Raw genomic sequence first — 17,040 nt, 5'->3', positions numbered from 1 at the left:
CAGATGGCACACCACGGTTCGCACGCTTCGCACGCCACCGGCCCCGTCGGCCCCGCGCCGCAGGAGCACCAGGTCGTCTACACCACGCTGCATTTCGACAAGCCGTGGTCGTACGAGAACTACCTGAAGGTGGGTGGCTACGCCGCCTGGCGCAAGATCCTCGCCGAGAAGATCCCGCCCGAGCAGATCATCGACCAGGTGAAGCAGAGCTCGCTGCGCGGCCGCGGCGGCGCCGGCTTCCCGACCGGCCTCAAGTGGAGCTTCATGCCGCGCAACGCGCCGGGGCAGAAGTACATCCTCTGCAACTCGGATGAATCCGAGCCGGGCACCTGCAAGGATCGCGACATCCTGCGCTACAACCCGCACGCGGTGATCGAAGGCATGGCCATCGCCTGCTACGCCACCGGTTCGACGGCCGCCTACAACTACATGCGCGGCGAGTTCCACCACGAGCCCTTCGAGCACTTCGAGGAAGCGCTCAAGGAGGCCTACGCGAACGGCTGGCTGGGCAAGAACATCCAGGGCAGCGGCGTCGACGTGGACATGTACTCGGCGCTGGGCGCCGGCGCCTACATCTGCGGCGAAGAAACCGCGCTGATGGAGTCGCTCGAAGGCAAGAAGGGCCAGCCGCGCTACAAGCCGCCGTTCCCGGCCAACTTCGGCCTCTACGGCCGTCCGACCACGATCAACAACACCGAGACCTACGCCTCGGTGCCGGCGATCATCCGCAACGGCGCGGAGTGGTTCCTCAACCTCGGCAAGCCGAACAACGGCGGCCCGAAGATCTTCTCGGTCTCCGGCCACGTGGCCAAGCCGGGCAATTTCGAGATCCGCCTCGGCACGCCCTTCAAGGACCTGCTGGAAATGGCCGGCGGTGTGCGTGGTGGCCGCAAGCTCAAGGCCGTGATCCCGGGCGGTTCGTCGATGCCGGTGCTGCCCGGCGACGTCATGCTCGGCCTCACCATGGACTACGACAGCATCCAGAAAGCCGGCTCCGGTCTGGGCTCGGGAGCGGTCGTGGTGATGGACGACACCACCTGCATGGTGCGAGCCTGCCATCGCATCGCGCGCTTCTACTTCAAGGAGAGCTGCGGGCAGTGCACGCCCTGCCGCGAGGGCACGGGCTGGATGTACCGCATGCTCACGCGCATCGTCGAACACAAGGCGACGCTGGACGACCTGCAGATGCTGAAGGCCGCCGCCGGCCAGATCGAAGGCCACACCATCTGCGCTTTCGGCGAGGCCGCCGCGTGGCCGGTGCAGGGCTTCCTGCGCCAGTTCTGGAGCGAGTTCGAGTACGCCATCGTCAACAAGCGTTTCCTGGTCGACGACCAGGCCGCCGGCGTCGTCACGGAGAAGGCCGCATGAGCGCCGCCACCCCCACCGCCCCCGCCATCGACGTGGTGAACATCGAGATCGACGGCGTGCCGATGCAGGCGCCGAAGGGCTCGATGATCATCCAGGCGGCCGACAACGCCGGCATCGCGATCCCGCGCTTCTGCTACCACAAGAAGCTGCCGATCGCTGCCAACTGCCGCATGTGCCTCGTCGACGTCGAAAAGATGCCGAAGCCCGCTCCGGCCTGCGCCACGCCGGTGATGGAAGGCATGAAGGTCACCACCCAGACGAAGCGCGCGCTCGACGCGCAGCGCAACGTCATGGAGTTCCTGCTGGTCAACCACCCGCTGGATTGCCCGATCTGCGACCAGGGCGGCGAGTGCGAGCTGCAGGATGTCTCGATGGGCTACGGCCGATCGGTCAGCCGCTATGCCGAGCGCAAGCGCGTCGTCGCCGACGAGGACCTGGGCCCGCTGGTGGCCACCGAGATGACGCGCTGCATCCACTGCACGCGTTGCGTCCGCTTCACCGCCGACGTCGCCGGCACCTACGAACTCGGCGGCATGTACCGCGGCGAGAACCTGCAGATCGGCACCTACGACGGCAAGCCGCTGATGAGCGAGCTGTCGGGCAACGTCATCGACGTCTGCCCGGTCGGCGCGCTGACCAACAAGGTCTACCGCTTCAAGGCCCGGCCGTGGGAGCTGGTGGCTCGCGAGTCGATCGGCCTGCACGATGCGCTGGGTTCGAACCTCTTCCTGCACGTCCGCCGCAACGAAGTGCTGCGCATCGTCCCGCGCGAGAACGAAGCGGTGAACGAATGCTGGCTCTCGGACCGCGACCGCTATTCGCATGAGGGCCTGTACAGCGACGACCGCGCCACGTCGCCGCTCGCCAAGCAGGCCGACGGCAGCTGGAAGGCGATCGGCTGGGACGAGGCGCTCGGCCTCGCCGCCTCGATGCTCAAGGCCAGCGGCGCCGACACCGGCGTGCTGGTGCATGCCTCCACCTCGAACGAGGAAGGCGCGTCGCTCGCGCGCCTCGCGAAGGGTCTCGGCACGACGCACCTCGATCACCGCCTGACCCTCGTCGATTTCGCCGACGCCCCGGTGGCGGAAGCGTTTGGCCGCAGCGCCGCCGACCTCGAGAAGGCCGACGTGGTGCTGCTGGTCGGCACGAACCTCCGCCACGAAGTGCCCCTGCTGCACCAGCGCTTGCTGAAGGCGACCAAGAAGGGCGCCAAGGTCTTCGCGATCAACCCCGTCGACTTCCCCGTCGCGCACGCGCTCGCCGGCAAGGCGATCGTGGCCCCGTCGAAGCTGCCGGGCGTGCTCGCGGCCCTCGCGGCCAAGCTCGGTGCATCGCTGCCAGGCGGTGTCGCGGCGGCCATCGACGATCCGGCGCTCGCCGGCATTGCCGAAGCCCTGAAGAACGCCAAGGCCGGTGCGATCGTCCTCGGCGAGATCGCCGAGACCCACGCCAACGCCTCGCACCTGCGTGCAGCGGCGCGTGCCATCGCGCAAGCGACGGGCGTCGCGGTGAACCGCGTCCCGCAGGGCGCCAACGCCCTCGGTCTCACGCAGCACGGCGTGCTGCCGGTCGGTGGCCATGACGCCGGTGCACAGCTCGCGAAGGCCAAGGCGGGCTACGTGCTCTACAACGTCGAGCCGGCCTACGACTTCGCCGATGCGACGGCCGCGCTCAAGGCCCTGTCGGCCGCCAAGGTCGTCGCGTTCTCCGTGTATGCCAGCGAATCGCTGAAGCAGGTCGCCGACCTGATCCTGCCGATCGCTGCCGGTGCGGAGACGGAAGGCAGCTACACCAACCTCGACGGTCGCGTGCACTTCACCAGCGCGGGCGGCAAGCCGCGCGGTGAGGCCCGTCCGGGCTGGCGCGTGCTGCGCGCCCTCGGTGATTCGATGGGCATTGCTGGTTTCGGCCACATGGACCTCGGCGCGCTGCGCGAATCGATGGCCCCTCAGGCCATTGGCTCGGGAACCGGGTTGTCGTCGCTTGCGTCCGCCTCCGGTATCGAACGGCTCGCGACCGCGCCGGTCTACCGCATCGATGCCCAGCTCCGTCGTTCGACGTCCCTCAACGATCATCCGCTCACGAAGGGGCAGGGCGTTGAACTGCATCCCGAGGACGCGGCGGCTCTCGGCCTCGCCGAAGGCGCCATCGCCAAGGTCGCCGACGCCAACGGCCATGCCGCCCTGCCGGTCCGCCTGAACGCTCGCATCGCCAAGGGCACGGCGTGGGTCGAGTCGGGCTATCCGGCCACCGCGCCGCTGGCCGCGCATGGTGCGCTGACGATCACCAAGGCGGGTGCCTGATGGAACTCTTCGCTCCGCTTCGCGACTTCCTGCTCGAGTTCGGCGCCGCCGGTTCGGTGGCGTGGATGCTCGTCAAGATCGTCCCGCTGATGATCTCGCTGACCGTCGCCGTGGCGTTCTACACGTTGCTCGAGCGCAAGGTCATCGGCTGGATGCACGTGCGCCACGGGCCGGTGTTCATCGGCCAGCTGGTGCCGGGTTTGGGCGTCATCCAGGCCTTCGCCGACGTCTTCAAGATGCTGTTCAAGGAAAGCATCGTGCCTTCGAGCGCGAACGCCTTCCTGCATCGCCTCGCGCCGCTGATTGCGCTGGCGCCTTCCTTCGCGGCCTGGTCGGTGATGCCCTTCGGCGAGGGCCTCGTCATCGCCGACGTCGACGCCGGCCTGCTGGTGCTGCTCGCGCTCACGTCGATGGGCGTCTACGGCGTGATCATCGGCGGCTGGGCCTCGAACTCGAAGTACGCCTTCCTCGGCGCGCTTCGCTCGGCGGCGCAGGTCGTCAGCTACGAGATTGCGATGGGCTTTGCGCTCGTCGGCGTGCTGGTCGCCGCCGGTACCATGAACCTCACCGAGATCGTGCACGCCCAGAAGGGCGACGCCGGCCTGTTCGAGTGGTTCTGGCTGCCGCTGCTTCCGCTGTTCGTCATCTATTTCATCTCGGGCGTGGCCGAAACCAACCGCGCGCCCTTCGACGTCGCCGAAGGCGAGTCGGAGATCGTGGCCGGTTTCCACGTGGAGTATTCGGGGTCCGCGTTCGCGATCTTCTTCCTCGCCGAATACGCGAACATGATCCTGATCAGCTTCCTCGCGGCGCTGTTCTTCCTCGGCGGCTGGCTTTCGCCGTTCCCGGAATCGGTGCCGGTCCTCGGCGTCGCCGGGCCGTGGTGGCTGTTCATCAAGGCTTTCCTGTTCGCCTTCAGCTTCGTGTGGTTCCGCGCGACGTTCCCGCGCTACCGCTATGACCAGATCATGCGTCTGGGCTGGAAGGTCTTCATTCCCATCACCATCGTCTGGACCTTCGTCGTGGCCGCCATGGCCTACGCCGGCTGGTTCGAGATCGGCCAGTAAGGGCAGGGCAGAGGCCACTCCATGAATCGCGCGATCGCCTACCTGAAGAGCCTGCTGCTCCTGGAACTCCTCCAGGGCCTATGGCTGACCCTCGTGTACATGTTCAAGCCGAAGTACACGATCAACTACCCGTACGAGAAGTTCCCGCAGTCGCCGCGCTTCCGCGGCCTGCACGCGCTTCGCCGCTACCCGAATGGCGAAGAGCGCTGCATCGCCTGCAAGCTCTGCGAGGCGGTCTGCCCGGCGCTGGCCATCACCATCGACTCCGACGTCCGCGCCGACGGCACCCGCCGCACGACGCGCTACGACATCGACCTCTTCAAGTGCATCTTCTGCGGCTTCTGCGAGGAGAGCTGCCCGGTCGATTCGATCGTCGAGACGCATATCCACGAATACCACTTCGAGAAGCGCGGCGAAAACGTGGTGACGAAACCCCAACTGCTGGCGATCGGCGACCGGTTCGAGGCGGAAATCGCCGAGCGCCGTGCCGCCGATTCGGCCTTCCGCTGAGGACAGACGATGGAACTGATCGCGTTCTACCTCTTCGCGGCGATGGCGGTGGCTTCGGCCCTCGGCGTCATCCTGTTCAAGAACCCCGTGCACGCGGTGCTCTGCCTCGTGCTGACGTTCTTCTCAACCGCCTGCCTGTTCCTGCTGCTGCAGGCCGAGTTCCTCGGCGTTGCCCTGGTGCTCGTGTACGTGGGCGCCGTGATGGTGCTGTTCCTGTTCGTGGTGATGATGCTCGACATCAACACGGCGCCGCTCCGCGAGGGCTTCGCGCGCTACCTGCCCGTGGCGGCGACCGTCGCGGGCCTGATGTTCATCCAGATGCTGGTGCTTCTCGGTGTCACGACCGGCAAGCGCAACATCGCGTTCCCCTCCGCTGATCCCGCGGCCGCGGTGAACTGCGCGTCGGCGGGCGTCGCCGCGTTCGAGCCCTGCTCCAACCTGGAGTGGATCGGACGGGCTTTGTTCTCGGGTTACCTCTTCCCGTTCGAAGTCGCCGCCGTCCTGCTCACCGTGGCCATCCTGGCCGCCGTGATGCTGACGTTGCGTCGTCGTCCGGGCGCCCGCCACCAGGACCCGGCCAAGCAGTCGGCGGTCCGCAAGGAGGATCGCGTGCGCGTGATCAAGATGGCGGCGGAAGTCCGCCGCGAGGAGGGCGACGCATGATCACCCTCGGCCACTTCCTGACCCTGGGCGCGATCCTGTTCGCGCTGTCGGTCGCCGGCATCATCATCAATCGCAAGAACGTCATCGTCCTGCTGATGTGCATCGAGTTGATGCTGCTGGCGGTGAACATCAACTTCGTGGCGTTCTCGCGCTTCCTCGGCGACGTTCACGGGCAGGTGTTCGTGTTCTTCATCCTGACGGTTGCCGCGGCCGAAGCCGCCATCGGCCTCGCCATCCTCGTCACGCTGTTCCGCAACACGCGGACGATCAACGTGGCTGAACTCGACGCGATGAAGGGCTGACATGGAACACACCCTTTCCACGAACGTCCTGCTGCTGATCGCCCTCGCGCCGCTGTTCGGTTCGATCGTGGCCGGCCTGTTCGGCCGTCAGGTCGGCCGCGCCGGCGCGCACACCGTCACCATCGCCGGCGTCGCGCTGAGCTGCGCGCTCTCCATCCAGGTGCTGTGGCAGCTCTGGTTCGGCGGTGCCGACCCCTACAACCAGAACCTCTACACCTTCTTCGACATCGGCGGCTATTCGGCGCATATCGGCTTCATGGTCGACCGCCTGACGGCCATGATGATGGTGGTCGTCACCTTCGTGTCGCTGCTGGTGCACATCTACACCATCGGCTACATGGCGGAGGACGAGGGCTACCAGCGCTTCTTCAGCTACATCTCGCTGTTCACCTTCTCGATGTTGATGCTCGTGATGAGCAACAACTTCCTGCAGCTGTTCTTCGGTTGGGAAGCGGTGGGCCTCGTGTCCTACCTGCTGATCGGCTTCTGGTACAAGCGCCCGACCGCCGTCTTCGCCAACATGAAGGCGTTCATCGTCAACCGCGTGGGTGACTTCGGCTTCCTGCTCGGCATCGCGGCGGTCCTGTACTACTACGGCTCGCTCGACTACGCGACGGTGTTCGCTCAGGTCACCAGCGGCCCCGGCCAGGTGCTGACCTTCTGGAACGAGTTCAGCTTGCTCGGCCTGCAGGTGCCGGCGTGGAACATCGACGCCATGACCTTCATCGGCATCTGCCTGTTCATCGGCGCGATGGGCAAGTCGGCGCAGGTGCCGCTGCATGTCTGGCTGCCGGACTCGATGGAAGGCCCGACCCCGATCTCGGCGCTGATCCACGCGGCGACGATGGTGACCGCCGGCATCTTCATGGTGAGCCGCATGTCGCCGGTGTTCGAGCTGTCACCTTCGGCGCTCCAGTTCATCCTGTTCATCGGCGCCACGACGGCGCTGTTCACCGGCCTGATCGGCATGGTGCAGAACGACATCAAGCGCGTGGTCGCGTACTCGACGCTGTCGCAGCTCGGCTACATGACGGTGGCGCTCGGTGTGTCGGCCTACGGCGCGGCGGTGTTCCACCTGATGACGCACGCCTTCTTCAAGGCCCTGCTGTTCCTCGCGGCCGGCAGCGTGATCATCGGCATGCACCACGAGCAGGACATGCGGAAGATGGGCGGCCTGCGCAAGTACATGCCGATCACCTACTGGACCTCGTTGATCGGAACCCTGGCCCTGGTCGGCTTCCCGTTCTTCTCGGGCTTCTACTCGAAGGACAGCATCATCGAAGCGGTCCGCGCGGCGGGCGAGGGCGGCAGCTGGGTCAATCAGTACGCCATCTTCGCTGTGCTGGCGGGCGTCTTCGTCACCAGCTTCTACAGCTTCCGCCTGTTCTACCTGACCTTCCACGGCGAAGAGCGCTTCCGCCACGCCCACGCCGATGAGGGCCATGGCGCGCACCACGACCACCACGACCACCACGACGCGCACGACGACCATGGCCACCACGGTCCGGTCGAGCCGCACGAGTCCCCGTGGGTCGTCACTGTGCCGCTGGTTCTGCTGGCGATTCCGTCGGTGCTGGCGGGCTTCTTCACCGTGGGGCCGATGCTGTTCGGCAAGGACCTCTCAGGCCAAAAGGACGTCACGCCGTTCTTCGAGGGCGCGATCTACCAGTACGTGCCGCGCACGCCGGACCCGCTCGCGGGCATGCCGTCGAGCGTCACCTTCGAGCCCGCCGTCTCGGCGCCGGCCGATTGCGAGGCCATCAACGCCGCGGACGAGGCCGACCACGGTTCGGGCGTCGCGCTCACGCCGGACGTGCTCGGCTACATCGGCTGCAAGTACTTCGGCCACGGCGCCGTCGGCTTCGGCTCGCACGGCTTCGTCGCCTTGCCGTTCTGGCTGATGCTTGGCGGCTTCGCGCTCGCGACCTTCCTTTACCTGCTGCGTCCGGGACTCAGCGGCAAGATCCGCCACGCCCTGTCGCCGCTGGTCAAGGTGCTGGAGGCCAAGTATTGGATGGATCATCTTTGGATCAACGGCTTCGCCGATGGCGGCATCAAGCTCGGCCAGTTCGCTTGGAAGCGCGGTGACCGCGGCCTGATCGATGGTGCGATGGTCAACGGCTCGGCGTGGATCGTCGACCGCGTTGCCGCCGTCAGCCGCCACGTGCAGTCGGGTTACCTCTACCACTACGCCTTCGCGATGATCGTCGGCCTGATCGCCCTGATGTGGCTGGTCGGTCGATGGACCGCCGCCTGAACCGACCAAGGACGCCCTGATGGATGGTTTTCCCCTGCTGAGCGCCCTGATCTGGCTGCCCCTCCTGGGCGGTCTGGCCACGCTCTATTTCGGTGAGTCGCGCGGCACGCAGGCGAAGTGGTTCGCGCTGTTGGTCGCGCTGGCGACGCTTGCGCTGAGCATCCCGCTCTACACCGGCTTCGATGCGTCGTCGGCCTCGATGCAGTTCGTCGAGAAGCGCGAGTGGATCCCGGCCTTCGACATCTTCTACCACCTCGGGGTCGACGGCATCGCGGTGGCGCTGATCCTGCTCACCACGATCACCAGCGTGCTGGTGCTGATGGGGGCTTGGGGTTCGGTCGAGCGCCGCGTGCACCAGTACTACGCGGCGTTCCTGGTGCTCGAAAGCCTGATGATCGGCGTGTTCGCCGCGCAGGACGCCATCTTGTTCTACGTGTTCTTCGAGGCGATGCTGATCCCGATGTTCATCGTGATCGGCGTCTGGGGCGGTGCGAACCGCGTCTACGCCAGCCTCAAGTTCTTCCTGTACACCTTCCTCGGCTCGGTATTCATGCTCGTGGGGCTGGTTTACCTGTACATCGTGAGTGGCGAGCGGTTGGATGGCGGCGCCAGCTTCCAGCTGGCGGACCTCTACACGCTGCAGCTCACGGCCACCGAGCAGACCTGGTTGTTCTTCGCCTTCTTCGCCGCCTTCGCGGTGAAGATCCCGATGTTCCCGGTGCACACCTGGCTGCCGGATGCCCACGTCGAAGCGCCGACCGCCGGCTCCGTGGTGCTGGCGGCGATCATGCTGAAGATCGGCGGCTACGGCTTCATCCGCTTCACGCTGCCAATCGTCCCCGACGCGGGCGCCGAGTGGGCGTGGCTGGTCATCGCCTTCTCGCTGGTCGCCGTGGCCTACATCGGCCTCGTGGCGCTGGTGCAGGAGGACATGAAGAAGCTGATCGCGTATTCGTCGATCGCCCACATGGGTTTCGTGACGCTGGGCATCTTCATCGCCTTCGGCCTGATGCGCGGTGGCGACGTCCGCCAGGACGCCGCGGAGCTCGGCCTGCAGGGCGCGATGGTGCAGATGATTTCGCACGGCTTCGTGTCCGGCGCGATGTTCAGCTGCGTCGGCGTGCTCTACGACCGCATGCACACCCGAATGATCAAGGACTACGGCGGCGTGATGAACGTCATGCCTTGGTTCGGCGGCTTCTTCGTGCTGTTCGCGATGGCCAACGCCGGCCTGCCGGGCACGTCGGGCTTCGTGGGTGAGTTCATGGTCATCCTGGCCGCCTTCCAGGCCAAGCCTTGGATCGGCTTCATCGCCGCCACGACCTTGATTCTCGGTGCCGCCTACACGCTGTGGATGGTGAAGCGCATCCTGTTCGGTGAGGTCGCCAACAGCCATGTGGCCGAGCTCACCGAGATCAATGCCCGGGAAGCCTGGGTGCTGGGCCTGTTCGCCGTCGGCGTGCTGCTGCTTGGCGTCTATCCGAAGCCCTTGACCGACCTGATGGACGCGTCCGTGGTTCAGCTGGTTTCGCAGCTGTCGGCCACCAAACTCGTGACGCCGTGACGGAGACCTGATCGCGATGATGCCCCTGCCCACCGCCGCGGACCTGGTCCCCGTCCTTCCCGAGATTGTGCTCTGCGGCGCCGCGTTCGGCCTGCTGCTTGCCGATCTCTTCGTCGATGCCAAACGACGCGGCCTGATCCACTTTCTCGCGCTGCTGTCGCTGCTGGTGACTGCCCTGCTGGTCGGCCGCGGCCTCGCCGGCGACCCGATCTCGGCCTTCGGCGGCATGTTCGTCCGCGACACCTTGGCCGACGTGCTGAAGATCGCGATGTGCATCACCACCGGTCTCGCGCTGGCCTATGCCCGCCCGTATCTGACCGAGCGAGGCCTGATGGCCGGCGAGTTCTACGCGATCGTGCTGTTCGCGCTGCTCGGCATGATGGTCATGGTGTCGGCCGGCAACATGGTCACGCTGTACCTCGGCCTCGAGATGCTGGCCCTCAGCTCCTACGGCCTCGTCGCCATGGATCGCGACAACAAGGTCTCGTCCGAAGCCGCCATGAAGTACTTCGTGCTCGGTGCGCTGGCCTCCGGCCTGCTCCTGTACGGCATGTCCATGATCTACGGCGCCACCGGAAGCCTCGACCTCGAGGCCGTGCACCAGGCGGCTGCTAGCCTCGGCGACCGCAGCCTGCTGCTGTTCGGCGTCGTGTTCGTGCTGGTTGGTGTGTCGTTCAAGTTCGGCGCCGCGCCGTTCCACATGTGGGTTCCGGACGTCTACCAGGGCGCCCCGACGGCCATCACGCTGTTCATCGGCTCGGTGCCGAAGATCGCGGCCTTCGGCTTCGCCTACCGCTTGCTGGAGTCGGGCCTTGGTGCCACTTCGGCGGAATGGTCGCAGATGGTGGCGTGGCTGGCCCTGCTGTCGCTCGTGATCGGCAACCTGCTGGCGCTGGCGCAGACGAACCTCAAGCGCATGCTCGCGTACTCGACGATTTCGCACGTCGGCTTCCTGTTCATGGCGCTCGCCAACGCCGGTCCCACCGGTTATTCGGCCGCGATGTTCTATGCCATCAGCTATGCGATCTCGGCGGCCGCCGCCTTCGGCGCGATCATCCTGATGTCGCGACAGGGCTTCGAGGCCGAGTCGATCGCGGACTACAAGGGCTTGTGGCAGAAGAGCCCGTTCCACGCCACGCTAATTCTGATCGTCATGGCGTCGCTGGCTGGCCTTCCGCCGCTGCTCGGCTTCTGGGCCAAGCTGGAAGCCATCCGCGCCGCCGTCCAGGCCGACCTGCTGTGGCTCGCCATCGCCGGCGTCGTGATGGCCGTGATCGGTGCGTTCTACTACCTGCGCGTCATCAAGGTCATGTTCTTCGACGAACCGGAGCGCGACCTTGCGGTCGTCCACGGCGACGCGACGCTGCGCTTCGTGTTCGCCACGAACGCGATCGCGTTGCTGGTTCTCGGCGTGTTCGCCAACCTGATCATGGCCTGGACGCGCGCCGCATTCGCATGATCGAACATGGTGCTTGCGTGGGACGCAGGTAACCCCGTATACTCGCGGTCTCTGCTGCGGGGTGGAGCAGTCTGGCAGCTCGTCGGGCTCATAACCCGAAGGTCGCAGGTTCAAATCCTGCCCCCGCTACCAGTTTCGCGTCGTATCCTCTGCTCCGGATCGACGTCAGGCTGGGTTGGAAGTCCCTCTCGAGGGGTTCCGGCCCCCGGAAATTGGATGTACCGGAAAGGGCCTCTCGGCCCTTTTTTGTTTCCGTTTTTTCGCGCAGGCCCATGAGCACCAAGACCGAAGAACTCACCGCCATGCTCGCCCCCGTCGTCGAAGGCCTTGGCCTCGGCCTCGAGCTGCAGGGCATCGAGTTCGCGCCCTCGCGCAGCCACGGCCTGCTGCGCCTGTATATCGACGTCGCCTCGGGAGAGCGCCACGTCACCGTCGAAGATTGCGAAGCGGTCAGCCGCGAGGTGTCGGCGGTGATGGACGTGAACGATCCGATCGCCAGCGCTTACACGCTCGAAGTCTCGTCGCCGGGCCTTGATCGCCTGATCTTCAACGCCGCGCAGGCGACCCGCTTCGCCGGCCAACAGGTCAAGGTGGCGCTGGCGCTGCCGCAGGACGGTCGTCGCCGGGTGCAGGGTGCGATCCTGCGCGCCGAAGGCGAACTCCTGGTCATCGGCCTCGAGAACGGCGGCGAGTTCGCCGTCTCGTTCGACAACATCGACAAGGCGAGGCTGGTGCCGGATTACGCGGCGCTGGGCCTCGAGACGGCGGCGCCGAAAGCACCCCGTCCGCGCCGCAAGCGCGCCGAAACCCCGAATTCGAAATCACCCGGAACCCACTGAAGCCGGCCCCAGGTCGCGCTGTCGCGGAGTCAAGCATGAGCAAGGAACTGTTGCTGGTCATCGAAGCGGTCGCCAATGAAAAGGGCGTGCCGCGCCAGGTCATCCTCGAGGCGATGGAGGCCGCGTTGGCGTCCGCCGCCAAGAAGCGTTACCCGGAGCAGGACGTCGCCTGCCGCGTCGCGATCAACCCGAAGGACGGCAACTACGAGACGTTCCGTCGCTGGGAAGTCGTGGCCGACGACGTGGTGATGGAATCGCCGGACCGGATGATCCGCTTGATGGACGCGGTCGACGAGCGCGAAGGCGCCGAGGTCGGCGAGTTCATCGAAGAGCAGATCGAGAACCCGGAGTTCGGCCGCATCAGCGCGCAGGCCGCCAAGCAGGTCATCGTGCAGCGCGTCCGTGAGGCCGAGCGCCAGCAGGTGGTCGATGCGTGGAGCGACCGCGTGGGCGAGCTCGTCACCGGCGTCGTCAAGCGCGCCGAGCGCGGCAACATCTACGTGGACCTCGGCGGCAACGCCGAAGCCTTCATCCCGAAGGACAAGTCGATCCCGCGCGACGCCCTGCGTCCGGGTGATCGCGTGCGCGGCTTCCTCTACGAGGTGCGCTCGGAATCGCGCGGCCCGCAGCTCTTCATCAGCCGCACGGCGCCGGAATTCATGATCGAGCTGTTCAAGCTCGAAGTGCCGGAAGTGGGCCAGGGCCTGGTCGAAATCAAGGCCGCCGCGCGCGACGCCGGCGACCGCGCCAAGATCGCCGTGCTCGCGCATGACCATCGCACCGATCCGATCGGCGCCTGCATCGGCATGCGCGGTTCGCGCGTGCAGGCCGTCAGCAACGAGTTGAACGGCGAGCGCATCGACATCGTGCTGTGGTCGGACAACTCCGCGCAGTTCGTCATCAACGCGATGGCGCCGGCGGAAGTGCAGTCGATCATCGTCGACGAAGAGCGCCACGCGATGGACCTCGCTGTCGCCGAGGAGAAGCTCGCGCAGGCGATCGGCAAGGGCGGTCAGAACGTCCGCCTCGCCAGCCGCCTCACGGGCTGGCAGCTCAACGTGATGACGCAGGACCAGATCTCGGCGAAGTCGGAGGCCGAGCAGGCCAATTCGCGCAAGCTGTTCATGGACAAGCTCGAAGTCGACGAGGAAATCGCCGGCATCCTGGTGGGCGAGGGCTTCAACACCGTCGAGGAAATCGCCTACGTGCCGGTCGCCGAGCTGCTGGCCGTCGAAGGCTTCGACGAGGACATCGTCGAGGAACTGCGTGCCCGCGCCCGCGACGCGCTGCTCACCGAGGCGCTGGCCGTCGAGGAGAACCTCGAGGAGCACAAGCCGGCGGAAGACCTGCTGTCGCTCGAAGGCATGGACGAAGCCACCGCCTACGCGCTGTCCTCGCGCGGCATCGTCACGCGCGACGACCTCGCCGAGATGGCCGTCGACGAGATCGCCGACATCGAAGGCATGGACGACGCCCGCGCCGCCGCTCTCATCATGGAAGCGCGCAAGCACTGGTTCGCCTGAGCCCGTCCTGCACGCACCGTACGTTTAATCCAGCGCCCCGCGCGCAAAGCATCCAAGGAAGCCCTTCCGAATGTCCGAGGTCACCGTCCGCTCCCTGGCCAAGGTGCTGAACCTGCCCGTCGAGAAGCTGCTTGAGCAGCTCTCCGGCGCAGGCATGCAGTTCACCGGGCCGGACCAGGTGGTCAGCAGCACCGAGAAGATGAAGCTGCTCGGCTTCCTGCGCCGCACCCATGGCAAGGATGAAAAACCCGCCGAGGAAGCCGGCCCCAGCCGCATCACGCTCCAGCGCCGCAAGGTCGAAGAGCTGACGGTCGGTGGCGGCAAGACCAAGGCCACCGTCGCCGTCGAAGTCCGTCAGAAGCGCACCTACGTGAAGCGCGCCGATGTCGCCCCGAGCGGCCCGGACGCCGAGCGCGAGGAAGCCGCCCGCAAGCTGGCCGAGTCGCAGGCCCGCTCGGACGCCGAGCGCAAGGCGCTGGACGAGGCCGATCGTCGCCGCCGTGACCAGGAAGCCGCCGACAAGGCCGCTCGTGCGCCCTCGGCAACGCCGGCCGCCGCGACCGATCCGGTCGCCGACGAGCGCCCGGTCGAGCGAGCTGCGGAGCCGGCAGCGGCCCCCGCCGCCGAGAATCCGGCCGATGCGCGTCCGACGACGCGTCCCGTCATCCAGATGCCGAGCCGCGCCGACGCCGAACTGGCGGCGCGTGCCCGCGAGGCCGCCAACCGCCGCGGCAAGCCCGGCGGCAAGGTCGAGGGTGCTCCGGAAGATGATCGCAGTGGCCGTTTCGTCGGTGGCCAGCTGCACCTTAGCGAAGGCGCGCATGCGCGTCGCAACACGGGCAACAACAAGCGCAAGCCGGGTGGTCGTGGCCGCCAGGAACCTTCGCGCCACAGCAACAGCAGCAACAACAACGCCGGTCCGCACGCGTTCTCGCGCCCGACCGCGCCGGTGATGCGTGAAGTGGCCGTCGGTGAAGCCATCAGCGTCGGCGATCTCGCCAACAAGCTGGCGATGAAGGGCGGCGAGGTGGTGAAGGCGCTGTTCAAGATGGGCGTCATGGCCACCTTGAACCAGACCATCGACCACGACACCGCGGTGCTCGTCGTCGAGGAATTGGGCCACAAGGCCGTCCGTGCCACCGAGGATGACGCCGAGCTGGCGCTGGCCGCGCACATCGAAGCCGACCAGGGCGAGCGCAGCACGCGTCCGCCGGTCGTCACGATCATGGGCCACGTCGACCACGGCAAGACCTCGCTGCTCGACTACATCCGTCGCACCAAGGTGGCTTCCGGCGAAGCCGGCGGCATCACCCAGCACATCGGCGCCTACCACGTCGAAACCGGCAAGGGCGTCGTCACCTTCCTCGACACCCCGGGCCACTCGGCGTTCACCGCCATGCGTGCGCGCGGCGCCAAGCTCACCGACCTGGTGGTGCTGGTGGTCGCGGCGGACGACGGCGTCATGCCGCAGACCATCGAAGCGATCAAGCACGCGCGCGCCGCCCAGGTGCCGCTGGTGGTCGCGATGAACAAGATGGACAAGCCGAACATCAACATCGACAACCTGCGCAACGGCCTCGCCCAGCACGAAGTGACGCCGGAAGAGTGGGGCGGCGACACGCCGTTCATCGGCGTCTCGGCGAAGACGGGCATGGGCATCGACGCGCTGCTCGACGCGATCCTGGTCCAGGCCGAGGTGATGGAACTCTCCGCGCCGGTCGACGGCAAGGCGGCGGGTACCGTCATCGAGTCCTCGCTCGACAAGGGCCGCGGCCCGGTCGCCACGGTGCTGGTGCAGCAGGGCACGCTGTCGAAGGGCGACTACCTGGTCTGCGGCACGCAGTACGGCCGAGTGCGCGCGCTGTTCGACGAAGGCGGCAAGCAGGTCGATTCGGCCGGCCCGTCGATCCCGGTGGTGCTGCTCGGCCTCTCCGGCGTGCCGAACTCGGGTGACGACTTCGTGGTCGTGGCCGACGAGCGCCTCGCCAAGGACGTCGCCCAGCAGCGCGAGGCCAAGGTTCGCGAGGCGAAGCTGGTCAAGCAGGCCGGCCGCATGGAAGACATCATGGCCCAGATGGGCAAGGGCGAAGGCCAGCAGCAGCTCAACCTGCTGATCAAGGCCGACGTGCAGGGTTCGGTGGAAGCGCTGCGTGACTCGCTGGTCGCGCTGTCCAACGACCTGATCAAGATCAATGTGATCCAGTCGGGCGTCGGTGGCATCACCGAGTCCGAGGCCGTCATGGCCGCCGCGGCCAAGGCCGTCGTCATCGGCTTCAACGTCCGTGCCGACGCGGCCGCGCGCAAGGTCATCGAGGGCAATGGCCTCGACCTGCGCTACTTCTCGATCATCTACGACGTCATCGACCAGGTGAAGCAGGTCGCGTCGGGTCTGCTCGGCAAGGAAATCCGCGAAGAGATCATCGGCGTGGCCGAAGTCCGCGACGTGTTCCGCAGCTCGAAGTTCGGCGCCGTCGCCGGTTCGCTGGTCGTCGAGGGCACGGTCAAGAAGTCGAAGCCGATCCGCGTGCTGCGCAACCAGACCGTCATCTTCCAGGGCGAACTGGAGTCGCTGCGCCGCTTCAAGGACAACGTCGAGGAAGTGCGTTCCGGCACCGAGTGCGGCATCGCGGTGAAGGCGTACAACGACGTCAAGCCGGGTGACATGATCGAATGCTTCGAGCGCATCGAAGTGGCGCGGTCGCTCTGATGCCGAAGCGTTCCTTCTCGCGCACCGATCGTCTCTCGGCCCAGTTCCGCCGGGAGCTGGGCGTCATGGTGCACGAGGCCGTGCGCGAGCATTCGCTGCCCTCCGCGAGCGTCTCCGACGTGGAGGTCACGCGTGACCTGTCGCACGCGAAGGTCTGGGTGACCGCACTGAAGCCGGAGCGCTCGCTCGAGGTCGTGAAGGCCCTGAACGAGCTCTCGAAGGGCTTCCGCCAGCAGTTGGGCAAGATGTTGCGCATCCGCCAGGTGCCCGAGCTGCATTTCCATTACGACGAATCCGTCGATCGCGGCGAGAAGATCGAGCTTCTGCTGCGCGAAGCCGCCAAGCAGGATGCCGTGATCCGCGAGGCAAACGGCGAAGCCTCGAGCGACGACGCCCCCGGCGATACGCCGTCGTCCCGCGGCGCCCACTGACGCCGCGCCCCTCGGGGCGCCGCGGCGGCCGATCCTCATCGAGGACT

The 17,040-nt window shown here is 66.6% G+C and carries 13 protein-coding genes and 1 tRNA gene; all 14 read left to right on the top strand.

Translation table 11 applies throughout. The features are described from left to right. Positions 1-3 precede the first annotated feature (3 nt). The 14 genes from nuoF to rbfA all read left to right on the top strand — a co-directional run bounded on the left by nuoF (position 4) and on the right by rbfA (position 16,993). A complete protein-coding gene (gene nuoF, locus O9255_RS10155; RefSeq protein WP_297866734.1) occupies positions 4-1,368 on the top strand; it encodes an NADH-quinone oxidoreductase subunit NuoF in 1,365 nt (454 codons plus the stop codon). Then, positions 1,365-3,671, top strand: coding sequence for an NADH-quinone oxidoreductase subunit NuoG (gene nuoG, locus O9255_RS10150; RefSeq protein WP_297866733.1), 2,307 nt, complete (start codon positions 1,365-1,367; stop codon positions 3,669-3,671). The genes nuoF and nuoG overlap by 4 nt, the downstream gene beginning before the upstream one ends. Next, positions 3,671-4,738 (top strand): NADH-quinone oxidoreductase subunit NuoH, encoded by a 1,068-nt coding sequence (gene nuoH / locus O9255_RS10145; protein WP_297866732.1) that lies wholly within the window; start codon positions 3,671-3,673, stop codon positions 4,736-4,738. The genes nuoG and nuoH overlap by 1 nt, the downstream gene beginning before the upstream one ends. A 21-nt stretch (positions 4,739-4,759) precedes the next feature. Further along, positions 4,760-5,248 (top strand): NADH-quinone oxidoreductase subunit NuoI, encoded by a 489-nt coding sequence (nuoI, locus tag O9255_RS10140; protein WP_297866731.1) that lies wholly within the window; start codon positions 4,760-4,762, stop codon positions 5,246-5,248. Positions 5,249-5,257: 9 nt separating this feature from the next. Beyond that, entirely contained in the window at positions 5,258-5,911 is a 654-nt protein-coding gene (locus O9255_RS10135; protein ID WP_297866730.1) for an NADH-quinone oxidoreductase subunit J, read from the top strand. Then, complete coding sequence (gene nuoK, locus O9255_RS10130; protein ID WP_297866729.1) at positions 5,908-6,213, top strand: NADH-quinone oxidoreductase subunit NuoK; 306 nt, start codon at positions 5,908-5,910, stop codon at positions 6,211-6,213. Before O9255_RS10135 ends, nuoK begins: the two co-directional genes overlap by 4 nt. Position 6,214: 1 nt before the next feature. Next, positions 6,215-8,470, top strand: coding sequence for an NADH-quinone oxidoreductase subunit L (gene nuoL, locus O9255_RS10125; protein ID WP_297866728.1), 2,256 nt, complete (start codon positions 6,215-6,217; stop codon positions 8,468-8,470). Positions 8,471-8,489: 19 nt separating this feature from the next. Beyond that, a complete protein-coding gene (locus tag O9255_RS10120; RefSeq protein ID WP_297866727.1) occupies positions 8,490-10,034 on the top strand; it encodes an NADH-quinone oxidoreductase subunit M in 1,545 nt (514 codons plus the stop codon). A gap of 16 nt (positions 10,035-10,050) precedes the next feature. Beyond that, complete coding sequence (gene nuoN, locus O9255_RS10115) at positions 10,051-11,493, top strand: NADH-quinone oxidoreductase subunit NuoN (RefSeq protein WP_297866726.1); 1,443 nt, start codon at positions 10,051-10,053, stop codon at positions 11,491-11,493. Positions 11,494-11,548: 55 nt separating this feature from the next. After that, positions 11,549-11,625: transfer RNA gene (locus O9255_RS10110), tRNA-Met, on the top strand. Between the two features lie 140 nt (positions 11,626-11,765). After that, complete coding sequence (rimP, locus tag O9255_RS10105) at positions 11,766-12,332, top strand: ribosome maturation factor RimP (protein WP_297866725.1); 567 nt, start codon at positions 11,766-11,768, stop codon at positions 12,330-12,332. Positions 12,333-12,367: 35 nt separating this feature from the next. After that, positions 12,368-13,855: a transcription termination factor NusA gene (nusA, locus tag O9255_RS10100; protein ID WP_297866724.1), complete on the top strand. Its 1,488-nt coding sequence runs from the start codon at positions 12,368-12,370 to the stop codon at positions 13,853-13,855. Between the two features lie 70 nt (positions 13,856-13,925). After that, positions 13,926-16,562 carry a translation initiation factor IF-2 gene (gene infB / locus O9255_RS10095; RefSeq protein ID WP_297866723.1) on the top strand — a complete coding sequence of 879 codons (2,637 nt, stop codon included), beginning with the start codon at positions 13,926-13,928 and terminating at the stop codon, positions 16,560-16,562. Beyond that, positions 16,562-16,993, top strand: coding sequence for a 30S ribosome-binding factor RbfA (gene rbfA, locus O9255_RS10090; protein ID WP_297866722.1), 432 nt, complete (start codon positions 16,562-16,564; stop codon positions 16,991-16,993). Before infB ends, rbfA begins: the two co-directional genes overlap by 1 nt. Positions 16,994-17,040: the final 47 nt, after the last annotated feature.

It is taken from the genome of Silanimonas sp. (assembly GCF_027530345.1).
Lineage (GTDB): Bacteria > Pseudomonadota > Gammaproteobacteria > Xanthomonadales > Xanthomonadaceae > Silanimonas.
Note: the sequence above shows the minus strand (reverse complement) of the source record. Positions and strands in the feature narration are given on the sequence as shown.

Bases quoted from the DNA above. Each gene is read 5' to 3' on its own strand.
- nuoN (WP_297866726.1), top strand. From the start codon at position 10,051: ATGATGCCCCTGCCCACCGCCGCGGACCTGGTCCCCGTCCTTCCCGAG.
- nuoH (WP_297866732.1), top strand. From the start codon at position 3,671: ATGGAACTCTTCGCTCCGCTTCGCGACTTCCTGCTCGAGTTCGGCGCC.
- nuoG (WP_297866733.1), top strand. From the start codon at position 1,365: ATGAGCGCCGCCACCCCCACCGCCCCCGCCATCGACGTGGTGAACATC.
- nusA (WP_297866724.1), top strand. From the start codon at position 12,368: ATGAGCAAGGAACTGTTGCTGGTCATCGAAGCGGTCGCCAATGAAAAG.
- nuoF (WP_297866734.1), top strand. From the start codon at position 4: ATGGCACACCACGGTTCGCACGCTTCGCACGCCACCGGCCCCGTCGGC.
- nuoI (WP_297866731.1), top strand. From the start codon at position 4,760: ATGAATCGCGCGATCGCCTACCTGAAGAGCCTGCTGCTCCTGGAACTC.
- rbfA (WP_297866722.1), top strand. From the start codon at position 16,562: ATGCCGAAGCGTTCCTTCTCGCGCACCGATCGTCTCTCGGCCCAGTTC.
- O9255_RS10135 (WP_297866730.1), top strand. From the start codon at position 5,258: ATGGAACTGATCGCGTTCTACCTCTTCGCGGCGATGGCGGTGGCTTCG.
- infB (WP_297866723.1), top strand. From the start codon at position 13,926: ATGTCCGAGGTCACCGTCCGCTCCCTGGCCAAGGTGCTGAACCTGCCC.
- rimP (WP_297866725.1), top strand. From the start codon at position 11,766: ATGAGCACCAAGACCGAAGAACTCACCGCCATGCTCGCCCCCGTCGTC.
- nuoK (WP_297866729.1), top strand. From the start codon at position 5,908: ATGATCACCCTCGGCCACTTCCTGACCCTGGGCGCGATCCTGTTCGCG.
- nuoL (WP_297866728.1), top strand. From the start codon at position 6,215: ATGGAACACACCCTTTCCACGAACGTCCTGCTGCTGATCGCCCTCGCG.
- O9255_RS10120 (WP_297866727.1), top strand. From the start codon at position 8,490: ATGGATGGTTTTCCCCTGCTGAGCGCCCTGATCTGGCTGCCCCTCCTG.